The organism is Bacillus sp. TH13 (genome assembly GCF_016651175.1).
GTDB lineage: Bacteria > Bacillota > Bacilli > Bacillales > Bacillaceae_G > Bacillus_A > Bacillus_A thuringiensis_S.
On the sequence record NZ_JAEKEJ010000025.1, the window covers coordinates 1,237,153 to 1,255,791 of the forward strand.

Here is an 18,639-nt window from a genome sequence, read left to right on the forward strand (position 1 = left end):
TTTTTTATGAAAAAAGGGCATTTTTTGTAAAAAAATAGATATTTCCTAAGTAGAAATCTTATTTTAAGCAGTACGATAGTAAATGAAATTTATATCGGCGACTTTTCGAATATATGAACCGTAACTCGAAATATATCGGCGATTTTCCAAATATATCGACCACAACTCTAATTATATCAGCGATTTTTTTAATATACCAACTTCCCAACAAAAATCGACAATGACAGTCGCTATACAATAAGAGAAGGCTGTCCCAAAATGCCTTTTTGGAACAGCTCATTAAAAGTTCTTATAATTTACTTCCAAATGATTTTAATTCATTCATAAAATCATTGAACTGCGGTATATTCATTTGCTGCGCCGCATCTGATAAAGCTACAGCCGGATCTGAATCTACTTCAGCCATAATTGCGTCTGCACCAATTGCCATCGCTGCTTTTGCAGTTGGTAAGAGAAGGTCACGTCTCCCTGTAGAATGCGTTACATCAACAACGACAGGTGTAAATGTGCCTCTTTCTTTAAAATCGGTACAGCGGAAATATCAAGCGTATTACGCGTTGCTCTTTCATTGCTTCAGCAACTTGACGTACTTGTTCATAACTTTCCACTGCACACGGTCCCATAATAAAATGCTGATTTCCGTCACCAATTTTTTCACTATTAATTTCAACAATCGTATCTTCTGTTTTTTTCTTACGAGAAACAAGTATTGCTTTACGATGATCCTCTTCTTGTAACTCTAAACCAACTTGAAAAATTTGTTTGAAAATATGTTGTAAAGTCGAAGTTTCAAATGGACCATTATTATTCTCTGCAATTAAATCCAGCATATTTCTTTCACGTACAGGATCAAAACGTTTCACACCTTATACTTCTTTTAAATTACCAACTTCTTGTACGAGACGACCTCTTTCGTTTAGTAACTCTAATATTTGTAAATTAAGTTGATCAATTTCAGAACGTAAACGACCTAATTGTTGTGATGCCATAAGAAAGCCACCTCTTTCAAATTCCTATATATTACTTTTTTAAGATAACTTATTATAGTTGATACATATACGATTGTCACACGATATACAGCAATGAATTACCATCAAAAAACATTTTATATTTTCATTTAAAATAAAAAAAGACAGTTTACATACTGTCTTTTTTACAAGAAGGAAACAAACGGTTTATCACTGTTTTTCTCTTTTATAATAACGGCCTCAATTTTACTCTCGGACTTGATCTGTAATTGTACTTTCGCATCTTTAGGCAATTTGTCTAACATACCTTGAGCAGCCAATTGGGTAAGAGCCATTAATTCTGTTTTACCGTTATATTTAATAACAATATTCATATTTAATGTATCCATTTGATCTTTCTTATAAGAAACTTTTGCGTTGACTGGAATAAAATCTCCATTAGAAAAACCTTTTATTTCCTTAGCAAAGTTATTTATTTTTGTATTATCTTCTCCATGTGCTTGTGTAAATTCATCAGAAGGATATGAATACGACTTTTCATCAATTGTACTCCAATTTCCAAGGTTCGTATCATTCTTTTGAACAGTAGCACTAGCAATATACGTACCATTTTTTAAAGAACTTGTACTTTCTTGCTTAAAGATAGCAAACGTAATTGGAGATTTGTTATATTTATCATTTTTGTTAATAGCTTCAATAAGTTGTTTAGCAACTTCAGACCCTTTAGACATAGCTTCTTCATTCGATACACTTGAAGACATAGCTAAGCCAATCATAACACCAGATAAACTTAATTCATTTGAATTCTGTTTTCCGAAATAGTCTTGTTCTATAATATTCGTCAAAACTGGCGCTTCTACTTTCGCAACTAGTTCATCAACTAGTTTCTCTGGAATATACTGATTTAATTGCAGTACGTGACTCTCTGTATCAAATTGCTGCGTTGCAATATTTATTAAACCATTTTCATACTCTGCTAAATCCAATTTAGAATTTGTTTTTATATTAGCTGTATTAATAACCTTTTGTTCTTTTAAAGGAATAACAGTTCTATAATAATCTTTAGAAACAGCAGTTCTCGGAATCATACTTTTTTCTTTTGTATCTTTTTGTATAACTTCATCCTTCTTACTAATCGTATTACTATTGTTACTACAAGCTCCCAGTAATAAACTTACGACTGCGAAGGATAATGCCATTTTCTTCATTACTTAAAACCTACTTTCAACAATCTAGTTATTTAGTTTGAACTATTAATAGTGTACCACTAAATATATTTCAACAAAAACAAAAAAAGAAGCAAGCACCTTTAGCTTGCTTCTTTTTACTTTATATTCTCTTCTAAAGCATCTTTTTTAATATTCCAATGAGATGTATTCCATACTACCATCCCATCTTTTATGTATAACACTTGCGGTGATTCATGTCTAATACTGTATTGTTCTGCAACACGATTTGACACATCTCTCGCATCTTGTACGTATAAGTAATACGCTGGCACTTCTCTTTCTTCACTGCAATACGCTTGAAATTCTGTGTATGCACCGTGACTAATCGGGCATGTCGTACTATGTTTAAAAAGAACATACGGCTCATTCTTTTCTACTAAGACTTCAAGCTCTTCAATTGTTTCAAGCTTTGTCATATTCATCACGATTCACCTCTCATACGAAATCTAGAGCGCTTCTCTTTCTTTTCAGCGCTTTTCTCAATTCTTTCTAATTTACGCTCTTCTTTTTCAACCTTCTTCTCTTGTCTCGACGCACGGTAATGATTGTATACTTCAATCGCCGCACTGCTCCACTGTACAACTTGCGCTACTTTATCAGCGTTATTTTCAATTTCGTCCGTTACAGAGTCTGATACATTACGAAGCTTCGTATTTAAAGATTGGATTGTCGTTCCAATCCCATCTACACCCGCTACCACTTTATTTAATGACTGTGACTTCTGTTGAATATCATCAGCTAACGCATTCGTTTTATGTAATAATTGCTCTGTCTCTACGCTAATTCCTTGCATTTGTTTTTCTAAACCTTCTAACGTGCTTGCAACGTTTTCTAACGTCTTCTGAACCGATAACAACGTTCTGCATACATACACAACTAATACTGCGAAAGCAACCGCGATAATAGCCGCACTTACATATAAAAGAACTTGCATTTCATCACTTCCTTTATCTTTTTCATACTTTCTCCTATTATACAATCATTTTCCGTTTCATTCTAATCCCTATCTCATCATTAGAATTTTCATACTTATTCGTTAACTGTAACATAAATCATTCAACAAATTCCACTAAGTAGGTTACAATAGGAGAGGATACATAATTAGTAGGGAGGCTTTACATATGAAAGATCCACGTATTGAAAAGTTAGCATACAATTTAATTAACTACTCTATCCGCTTACAAAAAGGTGAAAAAGTATTAATTGAAAACTTTGGCTTACAAAAAGAACTTGTAACTGCACTTGTAAAAGAAGCATATGCAGCTGGTGGTTTTCCATTCGTCTCTTTAAAAGATCATCAAGTAGATCGCTCTTTATTAATGGGTGCTACTGAAGAACATTTCGAACAAATCGCTGCATATGAAGCAAGCGTAATGAAAGACATGGACGCTTATATCGGTCTTCGCTCTGGCGATAATATTAATGAACAAGCTGACGTTCCAAGTGAGCGCATGAAAGTTCATGGCCAAACAGTTGGTAAAAAAGTTCATAGAGACATTCGCGTTCCAAAAACACGTTGGGTTGTTCTTCGCTACCCAAATGCTTCTATGGCACAGCTTGCTAAAATGAGTACAGAAGCTTTCGAAGACTTCTACTTCGAAGTATGTAACTTAGACTACGGTAAAATGGATAAGGCGATGGATAGCCTTGTTACATTAATGAATAAAACAGATAAAGTTCGTTTAACTGGTCCTGGAACTGACTTAACATTCTCTATTAAAGACATTCCAGCAATTAAATGCTCAGGTCATTTAAACATTCCAGACGGTGAAGTATACTCTGCACCAGTTCGTGATTCTGTTAACGGTACAGTTTCTTACAACACACCATCTCCTTACAACGGTTATACATTTGAAAATGTACAACTTAAGTTCGAGAACGGTCAAATCGTTGAAGCAACTGCAAACGATTCAGAACGCATTAACAAAATCTTCGATACAGACGAAGGCGCACACTACGTTGGTGAGTTCGCAATCGGCGTAAACCCATACATCTTACATCCAATGGGAGACATCCTATTCGATGAAAAAATCGATGGCAGCTTCCACTTCACTCCTGGACAAGCTTACGACGATGCATGGAACGGTAACAACTCGAACATCCATTGGGACTTAGTATGCATCCAACGCCCTGAATACGGCGGCGGCGAAATTTACTTCGACGACGTACTAATCCGTAAAGACGGACGCTTCGTTGTACCTGAACTAGAAGCTTTAAATCCAGAGAACTTAAAATAATGAAAAACGCTCGGAATTATATCCGAGCGTTTTTTTATTTCTTCCCTACCATTTCCATTTTCACATGTGGATTTTCTTTCTCGATAAGCGCCAAGAATTCACCCATATCTTGCGGCATCGCAACCATATGTACTTTATATGCATTCGTCGTAATTTCAAGATACTTTCCAACTTGACGAACAACTCTTATATCTTTTAATACAACATCATCATTTAGAATACCGTACTTTAATACGCCATTTTCTATTTTATGTTTTTTAATAAATACTTCCCAAACAAGTGGTACATTTACAATGAAGCATAAACCCATCCCAATCAACGCTGACATCCAATGCGCTTTATTAGTGAAAAGCATGACAATTGGATATATACACATAAAAGCTAACGTAAGACAAACGAAAATGACTACTGACTTACTTCTTTGAATTGGAAAGTTCATACCTACACCCCCTAATCCAAATTATACCACTATTTCCATTTTGCTTCATAGAAAAAGGCCATTTCTAGATGACCTTTTTCACAATGTAACTATAAAATTTCTTATCTACCTGTAACACTGGAAAGTTTTTCGGCAACTCATCTATACTCACACTTTGAAAACCATTCTTTTCATAAAAGCGATGTGCCGCTAAAAATTTTACTGTTGTTCCTAAATAAATATCTTTCAACTTTTTATCCTCAGCCCATGAAATTGCTGTTTGAAGCAACATATGTGACGCGCCCCATTCTTTTCCACGAAACTCTTTTTGTACGAACATTTTTCTTAGCGCGACTTGATGATTCTCAATATCTAATAAAGCTACTGTTCCAACTACTTTCCCATCATAAAGTGCTACCCAAAAGTTTCCGTGATCCTTTTGATAGAATGTTTCTATTTGAAGTAAATCCGGTTGTTCTTCTTTCGTAATGGGAACATTATACTCTTTTTGCTGAATATGAACGATAAGATCTACTACTTCCTCTTGAAACATACTTTCATACGGAACAATACGAATCTTCTCGTTCATCGAATTTCTTTCCACTCTGAAGCTAATAAACTATATACAGCGACATCATGGAAATGATCATATAACCATTCTTCATCTCGTAAAATACCATCTAACTTAAACCCTAAACGCTCTGGAATAGCACGACTTTTCACATTTTCAACACCGCATCGGATTTCCATTTTATTTAATTTTAAATTCTCAAATGCATATTGAAGCACAGCCTTCACGCTACGCGTCATAACGCCTTTTCCTCCAGCATCTTCTGCAAGATAATACCCAAGACTCGCCGCTCTCTTCCCCCAGCTTACTGGATGAATACCCACCATCCCAACGAGCTTTCCTTTGTAACGTATACCACTTTCAAAACCGTCTCCCTCTGCAAATTTCTTTAACCACATCGGAAAAATCTCATCATAAGCATCAGCAGATTTCATCCCATCCACCCAAGGGAGCCATTTTCGTAAATGATTACGGTTTTGATCTAATAATTGATATAATTCCTCTTTATGATGTTTTTCTAATAATTGTAGTTCAATTTCGTCGTCTACTCGGAGTGTGAACATTTTTTTAGTCCCCTTTTTAGTTTTCTTATTATTCTAACATTTGTGGATGCAAAATGTTAAATATTCACACTTTCTTTTGATTTTCTTTGTATAAAACCAGAAGAATACAATACTCCCGTAACAACTAATATCATTCCTACAGATTGTGCAGGTGTTATATTGACTCCTTCAATAAAAGAAATAAGCATTGTAACAACAGGCACTAGATTAAAAAATAAAGATGTCCTTGCTGCCCCAATTTGAGCAATTCCATTATTCCACCATAAGTAACCAAGCACACTCATTCCAATTGCCATAAAGAGAATCGCTCCCCATGCAAACAAAGGAATTTCTAAAACTGGTACTATACTTTTTTGTGTAGAAGATATGATAATAAAGGCAAGTGCACCAATAGTCATCGTATATATCGTCGTTTGTATTGGAATACCAGTTTTAATAAACCTTCTGCCTAGCACGCCGTATAACGCCCAGCAAATATTCCCTAATAAAATATAAAAATCCCCTTTTGAAAATGATACATGTTGTAGTATTGTAAACGAACCTTGTGTAAGTACAAAAACAACTCCAATTAGTGCAAGTAACATTCCAATTGCTTGGCGCTTCACTATTTTCTCTCGTAAAATGACACTTGCTAACAGCGTCGTAACGAGAGGATTTGTCGCCATAATAAGTGCACCATCAATAGCTTCTGTATATTTCATTCCTGAAAAGAAAAAGAAGTTAAAACCGAATACACCAACAATACCTAGCAAAAGGTAATAGGTCCTATTCTGCATCCATACTTCCAAGTCAAAATCTTTTCGTATTTTTAACAAACATAACATCACAAATGCAGCAATCCCAAAACGCCATGCTGCTATATGAATTGCTTCGAAATACTGCACCGCATATTTCGAAGCATTAAATGTCCCACCAGTAAATATTGCAAAACCTAATAACTGCGCATATACTTTATTTTTCATTGCCGGCCTCCAAGTCTTTTTCTTCTAGAAAACCGTAATAAATTTCTAACTTCTCCTCCGTTAGCTGAACAACTTTTTGCAATTGTTCCTGCTGTTCTTTTAATCGCTCCAAGTGAGTTGCTAAAATGGAAATTCTCTTTTTTACTTTCGCTGGTACTTCCTCTTTCTTCTGCCTAATTTCCTCTATAATGCACCCATCACTTGCAAATTCAGCCATCTCTTCTAATGACATCCCAGTTTGTTTTAATGAATATAAAAATTTTAATAAACGTACATCACCTTCTGTATACTGACGAATACCGCTATTTCGCGTTGGTGGTGGTAATAAACCTAATTTCTCATAGTAGCGTAAAGTGTGAATGCCCATCCCTGTTAATTCTGCTACTTCGCCGTTTTTATACATGTTCTCTCCCCCTTGTTTTTACATTTTCATCTTACAACCTAGAGTTAGCTCTAGGTCAATACATAAATAAAATGAAACTTTAATCAGTGGGATTTTGTTCATCCCCCACTGATTATTAGCCCACACCAATCGGGCTTTTACGGGCAGCACGACCCCTACCTAACTTCTTTGCTTTCGCTGAATTTTAAGGTGGGGGTCTCACTGCCCGGCAAATAGCGGGATAAAAATTGAACACAACAAAAAAGACGCACAGCCACAGCTATGCGTCTTTTCTATTATTTCTCTGCAACTTGAACTTCTTTTACGTAAGCTGCTTCGAATTTTTGGATGTCACCTGCGCCCATGAAAATTAGAACGCCGTTTTTATGTTTCTTTAATACATCCGTTGTTGTATCTGTAATTAGTTCTGCACCGTCAATACGCTTTTGCAGATCTTCGATTGTTAATTCACCTTTGTTTTCGCGTGCTGATCCGAAAATATCACATAAGTATACTTGGTCAGCTTTACTTAAGCTTTCTGCGAACTCATCTAAGAACTTTTCTGTACGTGAGAATGTGTGTGGCTGGAATACAGCGACAATTTCACGCTCTGGATGTTTTTGACGAGCAGCTTCAATCGTTGCATTAATTTCTGTCGGATGGTGTGCGTAGTCATCGATGATTACTTGCTCTCCCATCGGCTTTTCATTAAAGCGACGTTTTACGCCTTCAAAAGTTGTTAATTGATGTTTTACTGCTTCTACATCAACGTTTTCATAGTGACAAAGCGCGATTACTGCTAACGCATTTAATACGCTGTGATTGCCGTATCCTGTAATTTTGAACGTGTCATAGTACGTATTACGAACGAATACATCGAATATCGTGCCATCTGTTCTCTTTTGGATGTTACGTGCTTGGAAATCATTATCTTCTCCAAATCCATAGAAAATAACAGGTACTTTCGCTTGAATTTTTTGAAGTTCTTCATCATCTCCACATGCAATAATGCCTTTTTTCACTTGCAATGCCATCTCTTGGAATGCACTGAATACATCATTGATGTCTGCAAAATAATCTGGATGATCAAAATCAATATTCGTCATAATTGCATAGTCTGGATTGTAAGACAAGAAATGACGACGATACTCACAAGCTTCAAATACAAAATACTTACTATTTTCTACCCCATGCCCTGTTCCATCTCCAATAAGGTAAGATGTCGGGTGTGCACCTTGCATTACATGGGCTAACAAACCAGTTGTTGATGTTTTTCCATGTGCACCAGTTACAGCAACACTTGTGTATTGGTTCATAAGGTCACCTAAGAAGTGATGGTAACGATGGACTGGGATGTTTAATTCTTTTGCTGCTACAATTTCTTCATGCGTATCAGGAAATGCATTTCCTGCAATAATCACTTGTCCTTCTTCTACATTATTCTTATCAAAAGGAAGGATCGAGATACTACGCTTTTCCAACGCTGTTTGTGTAAAGAAACGCTTTTCATAATCAGACCCTTGAACAGTATGCTTCATATCATGAAGAATTTGCGCTAATGAACTCATTCCTGTTCCTTTAATTCCTACAAAATGGTAAACTGTCATCTTAAAGAACCTCCAACATTTCGAACTAATACAACGGCCTATCTATAAGACAGTATATGAATCTTTTCTTATTTTGGTAATCATCATACATTTTTGATGTAGTGAAGTTATTCTTTCCCTTCACTTATCAGGATAAACTCGTACGTACTTCTTTATATGTCCATAACAAGTCCATTATAGCAAAAAAGAAGCCGCTATACTATGATAACAGAAAAACTGATAGGGTCAATCACCTATCAGTTTTTCTCTCTTTTACATCTCTTCTCTTTTTTCTAATTGAACACGCTCTAAACGTGGGTTGGGACGATATTTACGACCAGCTTTTGCTTCTGGTTTCCCATTTAATTCTACATTATCACCAGTAAAGCCTATATTCATTTTTAACAAGCTACTCCCTACCCCGTATATGTCAACAGGTACCTTTTGAGCTTCAAATTCACGAATACGCTTTTCATCAAATCCACCAGTTACAACGATGTCTACATGCTGGAATCCTTCTTCATCAAGCGCCTTGCGAAGTGCGAATACAAGCGATGGATTTACACCACGTGGATCAAATGTTCCAAGTACTTCTGGGTGGCGAATAAAGTATTGATCAATCATTGTGCGAGACGTATCTACACGCACACCTTTTAATGTTGATCCAAATTCACGCGCTACACGAAGTGCATCTGTAATAACATCATTATTGTAATCAATTAGTACAACTAATTCATCTTCTGGGAATTTCTTATGATATGCTTTTGCCGCTTCTACAACATCACCATTAAACATTTGAATTAATGCGTGAGGCATTGTTCCCATACCACTTCTGCCCCACCATTCATTCATTGCATGCGTCGCTTGTGCGCTCATACCTCCGATGTATGCTGCATAACCGTCACCAGCTTGTTGTGTATAATGGTCGTCACGATCTCCCATGAAAATAACTGGTTTTTCTTTATCTACACTACGTGCAGCTTGGACAACATTATATACGTTTGTTGCAACCGATGTACGACGAGCTAAAATCCCATCAATAACACCTTCTAAAAATCCGAAATTCTCATAAGGACCATGAATTGTTAACACTGTTTCAAATGGACTAATTTTATCGCCATCTTTTAAAGAGTTAATTTCAAGTTCCTCAGGATTTTTAGCGAATGTTTGTAGCAATGCAATTACTTCATCTGTTCCGCAAAGAACTGCATTTTCTTTTTGGAAAAATTGCATCGTTACAACACTTTTCGGGCGAAATTCTTCAATAATTTCTCTAGTTTTTAAAAAGTAAACGGCGGAGAACCAACCTTCTCCAACTCGTTCGTCAAATTTAAATGTTTTATTTGTTAGTCGATTTATTTCACCTTTTAATTTTAATTCAATTTCTTTCATGTCGCTTTACTCCCTACTTTACTATCCAACATTTTCTATTAGTATACAGCAAAACCGTGGACTATACATTCGTTTCCTGCATAGCAGCAAATTCATCCTCAGAAATAAGGACATCTCTTGGCTTCGTCCCTCTTGCTTCAGAAATAATTCCTTGCGATTGCATCTCCTCAATGAGACGTGCCGCGCGATTATAACCGATGCGGAATTTTCGCTGTACAGAAGATGTGGACGCTCCCCCTTGTTCTACAACAAATTGACATGCTTCAAAGAACAATTCGTCTTCCGACTCAGCCTGTTCTGTTTTCGCTAATAAATCCTCTTGCTTAAATAAGTAATTCGGCTTCATTTGCTTTCTCACATGATCAACTGTCTTTTCGATCTCATCATCCGATACATATACACCTTGTACACGAACTGGCTTAGATGTACCGTTCCCTAAAAATAACATATCACCACGGCCAAGTAATTTCTCCGCGCCTCCAATATCAATAATCGTACGCGAATCAACTTGAGATGATACAGTAAACGCAATACGCGTTGGAATGTTTGACTTAATTAAACCTGTAATAACATCTACAGATGGACGCTGCGTCGCTACTAATAAATGAATACCACAAGCACGTGCTTTTTGCGCAATACGACAAATCGCTTCCTCAACATCACCAGGTGCTACCATCATTAAATCGGCTAACTCGTCAATGACAATAACGATATAAGGTAATGTTTCTCCTGGAATTTCTCGCTCACTTACAATCGTATTGTAACGAGTTAAATCACGAGCACCAGCGTGCGCAAACAATTCATAACGGCGTTCCATCTCTTCGACTGCCCACTTTAAAGCCGCTGTCGCTGCTTTTACATCCGTAATAACAGGTGCTACAAGATGTGGAACAGAATTGTATGGTGCAAGCTCAACCATCTTCGGATCAATTAACATTAACTTCACTTCATGCGGTTTCGCTTTATATAAAATACTCGTTAAAATCGCGTTAATACACACGCTTTTACCTGAACCCGTTGCACCCGCAATAAGTCCGTGCGGCATTTTTCGAATATCTGTTACAATTGGATCACCTGAAATATCAAGTCCAAGCGCAACAGTAAGCGGTGATTCACTCTTTGTGAATACAGGACTTCTTAAAATTTCACGAAGAAATACTGGCTTACTTTCTTTATTTGGAACCTCAATTCCAATCGCACTCTTCCCTGGAATCGGCGCTTCAATACGAATATCTTTCGCAGCTAAACTTAACTTAATATCATCACTTAAATTTGTAATTTTATTTACTTTCACGCCTGGGTCTGGTTGCACTTCAAAACGAGTTACTGCTGGCCCTTGCGATACATTAATAACATGTGCTCCAACATGAAAATTATTAAACGTTGTATCTAATAACTCTTTCTGCTCCTCTAACCATTCTGTATTATCTAACGCTGATTGCTGTGGAATCGACAACAGCGCTAATGGCGGAACAGTGTATGTCGGTGGTGTGTGCAATACATTTCGCATATCGTTCTCTCTTTGATTTACAACATATGCTTTCTCTTGTACTTCCGTACTTGAAATTGGCTTTTGTACTTGCTCTACCACTACTTGCTGCATTGGTTGCTCTTCCACTTGTGGTTCTGCTACTACTTGCTGCACTGATTGCTCTTCCACTTGTGATTCTACTACCACCTGCTGCATTGGTTGCTCTTCCACTTGTGGTTCTGCTACTACTTGCTGCACTGATTGCTCTTCCACTTGTGATTCTACTACCACCTGCTGCATTGGTTGCTCTTCCACTTGTGATTCTACTACCACCTGCTGCATTGGTTGTTCTTCCACTTGTGATTCTACTACCACCTGCTGCATTGGTTGCTCTTCCACTTGTGATTCTACTACCACCTGCTGCATTGGTTGTTCTTCCACTTGTGGTTCTGCTACCTCTTGTTGTACTGGCTTATTCTCTACTCGTACATTAGCAGAAGGCTGCATTGCATTTGCTCTAGCTGCATGTCTTTCCATTAATCGTGTTCTATCTTGTTTCAACATAACAACATTAAATGGTACATGACGCTTTTTCTCACGTTTTGGTTCTTCTTTTTTTACAACGGGTTGTTCTTCTACGACCGGCACTTCTTCTTCAACTGATTGCTCTTCTACGACCGGTGCTTCTTCTTCAACTCGTTTATTTTCTTCTGTTTCTGCAATTAAAACATTCGCAAAGCTTTGAACATCGTTCTTTGTCTGTTCATCAGCCTCAGCTACATGTATGAATTCACTCTTTTGTTCAATTACTTCATCTTCTTGCTGAATTTCCTCAAGTGCTACAAATGTCTCTACTACAGGCGCTTTTGTTTCTGCGATCACTTCTACTTCTTCTAGCTCTTCTGTTTCCGCAATTACTTCCACTTCTTCTAGCTCTTCCGTTTCCGCAATTACTTCTACTTCTTCTAGCTCTTCTGTTTCCGCAATTACTTCCACTTCTTCTAGCTCTTCTGTTTCCGCAATCACTTCTACTTCTTCTAGCTCTTCTGTTTCCGCAATCACTTCTACTTCTTCTAGCTCTTCTGTTTCCGCAATTACTTCCACTTCTTCTGACTCTTCTGCTTCTGCGATTACTTCTACTTCTTCTGACTCTTCCGTTTCTGCAATTACTTCCACTTCTTCTGATTCTTCTGTTTCCGCAATTACTTCCACTTCTTCTAGCTCTTCCGTTTCCACAATTACTTCTACTTCTTCTGACTCTTCCGTTTCTGCAATCACTTCTACTTCTTCTGACTCTTCCGTTTCTGCAATTACTTCCACTTCTTCTGATTCTTCTGTTTCTGCAATCACTTCTACTTCTTCTGATTCTTCTGTTTCTGCGATTACTTCCACTTCTTCTGATTCTTCTGTTTCTGCAATTACTTCTACTTCTTCTAGCTCTTCTGTTTCTGCAATCACTTCTACTTCTTCTGACTCTTCCGTTTCTGCAATCACTTCTACTTCTTCTAGCTCTTCTGTTTCTGCAATCACTTCTACTTCTTCTGACTCTTCCGTTTCTGCAATTACTTCTTCTGGCTCTTCTGGTTCTGCAATTACTTCTACTTCTTCTAGCTCTTCTGTTTCTGTAATTACTTCCACTTCTTCTAGCTCTTCTGGTATTTCCACAATGATTGTTTCTTCAAGTTTTTCTTCTGCTTTGACAATCACTGATTCTTCTGGAGCTTGCTTTTCTACTTCAATAGTAGGTTGTTTTATTTCTGTATTACGTTTAATTTCTTCTGATAATATTGTATCCTCGTGCTCTACTTTAGAAGCCACTAATTCTTCTTGTAGATTGTTTTCGTTTAACACCACTACATCTTTTTCTAGCTTAGCACTTTCCATCTGCTCAGCTACTGTTTTATGAAGTAATTCATCCGCTGAAACTTCCTGCGGTGTACTCATTCCTTGAATCACTTCTTTTTCTTCTACTAAAGGCTCTTGGCGTTCGATTTCATAACCGTTTTTCTCTAGCCATTGATCAACAACTGATTTTTCTTGCTTTTTATCCTGTTGGCCAACCGATTCATGACTAGGCGAAGAAGACGTTGCTTGCCCTTCTGAGAAATCTGATAATGTATATCCTTTTTTCTCTAACCATGCATCAACAACTGCTTTGCCCTCTACAGATATTTCAAGATCTTCTCTTTCGTTTACTTCCTCCTGCTTTTCAACCTTTTTCTCTACTGAAGGACGATTATATCCATAAATTGGCGAAATCATTTCTGTTGGACGAAATGGTCTACGGTTACTCTCTTGCGAAGGTGCAGATGCCTTTTTAACGACAGCCTCTCGCACCGGTTCATATTGTACTTCCGGTTCTTCATATGTAGAAACTACCTTTTCCACATACGGTCGTCTGCTTCTTTCCACCTGTATTCCTCTTTGAGCAGTCGGTTCTTCATATGTTACTCCTTGAACAGGTTGTTCTTCGAAGCGATCTACTTCTCTTTCATCCTCTTCATCGAACCCATTATCCGGTACTAAAGGAAAACGGCATTTACCTGCATTCCTACTTGCCATTTGTGCTTCTCTTGCTTCAGTGTAGTGGTTTACACGAGGAATTTTCGGCTGACTTTCAATTTGCTTTTGTACTTCTTTATTCAACGCTGTTTGTTCTTCCTCTTTGTTAAACAACTTTTTCATCCAATCTAACATGCTTACCACTCTTTCTACTAAATAGTAACATCCTTTATTGTATCAGCATTCGGCAAAAAGTGCAGGTAAAATTAAGCATGTCATATTTATCCACAATATTCTAATTTACGAGTGTTTCATATGGAAAAACGCAGCCTTTCATGTAAGACTGCGCTTAAGCTTTACGCTTCCGATATGCATCTATACTATCCGTTACACTTTGCAATAAAGAATTTACATACTGCGGGTCAGATAATTTTTTATCTTCTTCAAGATTTGACATAAACCCAAGTTCTAATAGTACACCAGGTACTTTGGACCAATTAAATCCAGAAAGATCATCCCTGAATTTAATTCCATTTACTTTCACTTGCTGGTTCTCCCTCATTTTATTTACAATCATTTGAGAGATTTGAAGACTTTCCGCATAAATCTCTTTCGTATACGGACTGTCTTCTGCTGGCGTCAATACAGCAAATCCACTTTGGTTTGGATTTTCAGAACCATCTGCATGAAGACGTAAAAATAAATTTGCCTTATGATTATTTGCGAATGTCGCCCGTTCTTTATTACTTATATCAACGTCTTGTGACGTTCTCGTCATTAATACTTGCATTCCCTTTGCTTCTAACTTTTCTTTTAATACGAAAGCCATTTCTAATACAAGTACGGCCTCTCTTTTTTTCGTCACAACACCAGTTGTACCATCTGTCACTTTATATTTTTGTGTTGTTGCCCCTGGCCCAATCGGCTCTAAATTTAAATTCGCTTTTTGTTGATGCCCTGGATCAATAACGACAAGAAACTTCTCTTGTTTTTCATTACTCTCTACTTTTTGTTCATTATTTTGCACTGGTTGCTCAGTTGGCAGCACCGGTGTAGTTTCCTCTATCTTTTCTTCAGCCGGCATTTCCTCCTGCTTATGCTCCACTTGCTCATTCGTTTTAATTGCTTGCGATTCTTCGTTCTTTTCTTGTTCTTGCAGCTTTTCTACCGGTGCGTCTTCTTTGGTATCTTTGTTTTTCTCTTGTATAGAAGATGTAGTTTCTTTTTTCGACTGCTCTTGTGAACAACCGGCCATATATATTCCAATGAATGCAATCATGCTCATTATTTTTATATACTTCATACTTCTCTCCCATCACTTTGCACCGGATTCAAAGTTTTTCTTATAATTGCCCTATAATCTCATCCATATTTCCAATATAAACTGGCTGCCATGTTTCTGTACCACGTTCTGCAGTATAAACTGGATAAGCGTCATCATCTATATTTACGAAAACTGGATCGCCCATATCCGTTTCATATCCAATTGCAATCCATCCTTCTTGCCACTTTCCGTTTTCTTCACTTATTAATGACTTTTTATGTTTATCATATCGGTAACCGATTTGTCCTTTTTCTAATTCACTTTCACTAAACACATATATTTCATAAGTACCTAGCTCAACATCTTGCTGTTTTGAAGTTTCAATTCGTTTTAGAAGTTCTGCGATTTTTGGTTGTTGTTTCATACGTCTATCCCCTTCTATTTTTCTAAATTTTAACTAGTTTGTTTATAAAATACAATATAGATTTTAAGACAAAAGGTGACACCTTTATCATATTTACGATTTTTGGAGTATATCTATCACAACTCTCAATATATTAACGATTCAACACGAAATTTCGACTTACCAACAAAAATGACAAAAAAGAGAGGCTGCCCAAAAGGACAACCTCTCTTTTCTTATATCAATTAAAATTTAAATTCTTGTCCAACTTCAAAGCTATCTTCTAATACAAGAATACCTTTTTCTTGTGGAGCGTCTGGAAGCTCTAATTCACGTGCAGAGCAGATCATTCCAGAAGAAGGAACACCGCGAAGCTCAGCTGGCTTGATTAACATACCGCTTGGCATTACAGCACCGATTTTTGCAACGACAACTTTTTGTCCTGCATCAACGTTTGGTGCACCACATACGATTTGTAATGTTTCTGTACCAATTTCTACTTTACAGATGTTTAACTTATCAGCATTTGGGTGCTTTTCTTTTTCAGCTACATAGCCTACAACAAATTTCGGAGAAAGATCTGCTTCTACTGTCTCTTCAAAGCCATTCTTCGCTAAAATTTCGTTGATTTTCTCTACAAGCTCTTTCGTTAATGTAAGGTTTCCTTTTTCTTTTACTTCTAAGTAAGAAGATGCATTAAAGATGTTGAATCCTGCTGTTACATTGCTTTCACGATCGTATACGCGTGCAACATCTCCTTTGCGATCAAAAGTACGGTTCTCTAAAGTAATATCTTGTAAGGCAACAATTAAAGTGTCACCAATTCCTTCAAGGTTGTAAAAAACGTTCACTTCGTTCATCCTTTCTCTTTTCCATCTGTCTTCTTCCGATTTTTCGCTAAAATAAAGATTGGTTCAAATTCTCCATCTTCATATACGAATGAAAGTGATGTAATCGGAACATGCCCTTCGGCAAAAAATTTCATTGTCATTTGTGCAATAATATCATAACCGATTTCGTTGACGATATCAGCAATAATTAATACATCTTGGTGAGGAACAGCAACAACCATGTCACCAGAAATCTTCTCACGCATCGATTGTAGTAACGATTCGTTTAAAATACGAGTCGCATCATACCCATCATTTGTGTTTAAAAAGTAGAATGTATTCCCCGCTACTGTATCTTGTTTAAATTCATAACCTAATGAGCGTGCGTTGAATAATGCCATTTCCCGCACTTGTTGCTCTGTAAGTTCTAATTTTTGTAATAGACGTTCATCAATTAGTCGATACGTTTTATTCGAATCTAACGCATAGTAAATACGTGTTTCCGCCGTATGATCCGTCATAATAAACGGATTTCCTTCTTCTGCTTGTTTCGGGAAAGAAGTAGAACGAATAACAGGTAAAATTTTTGCTCCGCTATTTTCTTCTTTATGCATCGCAATTAGCGCTTCTTGTACGTAATAAGCAACTTCTTCAATTGCCTTTTCTTTGTTCACTTCCCATTTTGCCACAACTCCTGGAAGCGATACGTTAATACCTTTTTTCGAGTCTTTCTGTTCTATACGTAGAACCTCTTTCTCGCTATCATACTGAAAGTCCCATTCTGGACGAGATAATTTCTTCATTAACTCTTCTTTCATCTTTTTACTTGTCATCTTCATCTCTTTTTCCTCCCTTCCAAAAAAATAACCTCCCCCGCGAAGGTAGAGGTTGTTTTACAATTCAATTGGCAAATTGCCTTACTTTAAACCTTCAATGAACTCTTCGATTTGTTCTTGTGTTTTACGATCTTTGTTTACATAGCGACCAGTTTCTTCACCTTTATTGTACGCTACAAAGCTCGGAATGCCAAATACGTCTAATTTTACACATAGATCAATAAACTCATCACGATCTACATAGTAAAATGAGAAATCACTATATTTCTCTTCTACTTCTGGCATAAATGGGTCTACAAAGCGGCAGTCTGGGCACCATTCTGCTGAGAACATAAAGACTACATTCTCTTCATTTTTTAATTGTTGGAATTGCTCCATGCTTTCTAATGACTTCATCTATATTTCCTCCTCTAACGGGTGCATTTTTCATTTTATAATCTTTCTTTTATACTACCATACATCGCGCATGGTGCAAGGTTTATGCTTGCTTTTTGTCATACTTATATTGCCCAACAAGTAACTTAACAACGTGTACAAATAATTCCGTGCGGTCGACATAATCATCTGTAAAAATACCAATCGCACCTTCGTGACTACGAATATCTTTTCTATGTACAAACTCTTCCATCACTTCACTTAACTCCTTGCCATCTTCAAGAGGTGCTAAAAAATCGTCTGGTAACTTAATACGCGCTCCTCCAGCCACGAATACTTTCCCATCACTTGTTGCTAACGCACCCCAGTTACACATAAATAAACCGTGCTCCGTTTTCATCACACCGCCTTCTAGCCCAATACCAATTGGAGCTTCTCCTTCCTCTAGCACTCGCTTCGCTCTATTAATCGCTCCTTGCATCGTCTCTTCATCTGAAAACGGCTGATTTGCTACTCCTGAAGGAACAGAAAGAGATGTAATTTCAGCATCTTTCCAAACCTTCTCCACAGCGCCAACCTTCGTTTTATTCTTCGATCCAACTACTACCTTCATTTCGTTCACCTCTATAAAAATTCATCATTTTGTTCCA

Annotated in this window: 18 protein-coding genes and 1 pseudogene; 1 reads left to right on the top strand and 18 read right to left on the bottom strand. The window is 37.1% G+C overall.

What is annotated here, in order from left to right; genetic code table 11:
- Positions 1 to 289: 289 nt before the first annotated feature.
- The 4 genes and pseudogenes from aroA to JFU02_RS14685 form a co-directional block, all read right to left on the bottom strand.
- Positions 290 to 989: pseudogene (gene aroA / locus JFU02_RS32770) on the bottom strand (chorismate mutase).
- Positions 990 to 1,153: 164 nt separating this feature from the next.
- Complete coding sequence (locus JFU02_RS14675; protein WP_000738028.1) at positions 1,154 to 2,176, bottom strand: CamS family sex pheromone protein; 1,023 nt, start codon at positions 2,174 to 2,176, stop codon at positions 1,154 to 1,156.
- Positions 2,177 to 2,292: 116 nt separating this feature from the next.
- A complete protein-coding gene (gene ytxJ / locus JFU02_RS14680) occupies positions 2,293 to 2,619 on the bottom strand; it encodes a bacillithiol system redox-active protein YtxJ (protein WP_001057469.1) in 327 nt (108 codons plus the stop codon).
- Complete coding sequence (locus JFU02_RS14685) at positions 2,619 to 3,131, bottom strand: DUF948 domain-containing protein (protein ID WP_097825661.1); 513 nt, start codon at positions 3,129 to 3,131, stop codon at positions 2,619 to 2,621. Before JFU02_RS14685 ends, ytxJ begins: the two co-directional genes overlap by 1 nt.
- A 187-nt stretch (positions 3,132 to 3,318) precedes the next feature.
- On the opposite strand from JFU02_RS14685, the gene JFU02_RS14690 reads away from it, so the two are divergent.
- The gene (locus JFU02_RS14690) at positions 3,319 to 4,434 is read left to right on the top strand and encodes an aminopeptidase (RefSeq protein WP_201071165.1); all 1,116 of its coding nucleotides are present in this window, start codon (positions 3,319 to 3,321) and stop codon (positions 4,432 to 4,434) included.
- A gap of 34 nt (positions 4,435 to 4,468) precedes the next feature.
- Here the strand turns inward: JFU02_RS14690 and JFU02_RS14695 are convergent, their stop codons facing one another.
- The 14 genes from JFU02_RS14695 to JFU02_RS14760 form a co-directional block, all read right to left on the bottom strand.
- Positions 4,469 to 4,873, bottom strand: coding sequence for a PH domain-containing protein (locus JFU02_RS14695; RefSeq protein WP_001010621.1), 405 nt, complete (start codon positions 4,871 to 4,873; stop codon positions 4,469 to 4,471).
- Positions 4,874 to 4,937: 64 nt separating this feature from the next.
- Complete coding sequence (locus tag JFU02_RS14700; RefSeq protein WP_201071168.1) at positions 4,938 to 5,441, bottom strand: GNAT family N-acetyltransferase; 504 nt, start codon at positions 5,439 to 5,441, stop codon at positions 4,938 to 4,940.
- Positions 5,438 to 5,986, bottom strand: a complete 549-nt coding sequence (locus tag JFU02_RS14705; RefSeq protein WP_061666043.1) for a GNAT family N-acetyltransferase — start codon at positions 5,984 to 5,986, stop codon at positions 5,438 to 5,440. Before JFU02_RS14705 ends, JFU02_RS14700 begins: the two co-directional genes overlap by 4 nt.
- 56 nt (positions 5,987 to 6,042) lie before the next feature.
- Positions 6,043 to 6,948 (bottom strand): DMT family transporter, encoded by a 906-nt coding sequence (locus tag JFU02_RS14710; protein ID WP_201071171.1) that lies wholly within the window; start codon positions 6,946 to 6,948, stop codon positions 6,043 to 6,045.
- The gene (locus tag JFU02_RS14715; protein ID WP_201071173.1) at positions 6,938 to 7,351 is read right to left on the bottom strand and encodes a MerR family transcriptional regulator; all 414 of its coding nucleotides are present in this window, start codon (positions 7,349 to 7,351) and stop codon (positions 6,938 to 6,940) included. The genes JFU02_RS14710 and JFU02_RS14715 overlap by 11 nt, the downstream gene beginning before the upstream one ends.
- Positions 7,352 to 7,626: 275 nt before the next feature.
- Complete coding sequence (murC, locus tag JFU02_RS14720; protein WP_000219467.1) at positions 7,627 to 8,937, bottom strand: UDP-N-acetylmuramate--L-alanine ligase; 1,311 nt, start codon at positions 8,935 to 8,937, stop codon at positions 7,627 to 7,629.
- A 252-nt stretch (positions 8,938 to 9,189) separates the two neighbouring features.
- Positions 9,190 to 10,308 (bottom strand): nicotinate phosphoribosyltransferase, encoded by a 1,119-nt coding sequence (locus JFU02_RS14725; protein WP_000658373.1) that lies wholly within the window; start codon positions 10,306 to 10,308, stop codon positions 9,190 to 9,192.
- A 61-nt stretch (positions 10,309 to 10,369) separates the two neighbouring features.
- Positions 10,370 to 14,476, bottom strand: coding sequence for a DNA translocase FtsK (locus JFU02_RS14730; RefSeq protein WP_201071175.1), 4,107 nt, complete (start codon positions 14,474 to 14,476; stop codon positions 10,370 to 10,372).
- 154 nt (positions 14,477 to 14,630) lie between these two features.
- A complete protein-coding gene (locus JFU02_RS14735) occupies positions 14,631 to 15,584 on the bottom strand; it encodes an N-acetylmuramoyl-L-alanine amidase (protein WP_116366206.1) in 954 nt (317 codons plus the stop codon).
- 40 nt (positions 15,585 to 15,624) lie between these two features.
- Positions 15,625 to 15,969: a hypothetical protein gene (locus JFU02_RS14740; protein WP_000813348.1), complete on the bottom strand. Its 345-nt coding sequence runs from the start codon at positions 15,967 to 15,969 to the stop codon at positions 15,625 to 15,627.
- A gap of 224 nt (positions 15,970 to 16,193) precedes the next feature.
- On the bottom strand, positions 16,194 to 16,808 hold the full coding sequence (gene ytpR / locus JFU02_RS14745; protein ID WP_086405806.1) for a YtpR family tRNA-binding protein: 615 nt from the start codon (positions 16,806 to 16,808) through the stop codon (positions 16,194 to 16,196).
- Positions 16,805 to 17,617 (bottom strand): DUF1444 domain-containing protein, encoded by an 813-nt coding sequence (locus JFU02_RS14750; RefSeq protein WP_000784615.1) that lies wholly within the window; start codon positions 17,615 to 17,617, stop codon positions 16,805 to 16,807. Before JFU02_RS14750 ends, ytpR begins: the two co-directional genes overlap by 4 nt.
- Before the next feature lie 78 nt (positions 17,618 to 17,695).
- The gene (locus tag JFU02_RS14755; RefSeq protein WP_000838193.1) at positions 17,696 to 18,010 is read right to left on the bottom strand and encodes a thioredoxin family protein; all 315 of its coding nucleotides are present in this window, start codon (positions 18,008 to 18,010) and stop codon (positions 17,696 to 17,698) included.
- A gap of 82 nt (positions 18,011 to 18,092) precedes the next feature.
- Positions 18,093 to 18,602: a DUF84 family protein gene (locus JFU02_RS14760; RefSeq protein ID WP_000869933.1), complete on the bottom strand. Its 510-nt coding sequence runs from the start codon at positions 18,600 to 18,602 to the stop codon at positions 18,093 to 18,095.
- Positions 18,603 to 18,639: the final 37 nt, after the last annotated feature.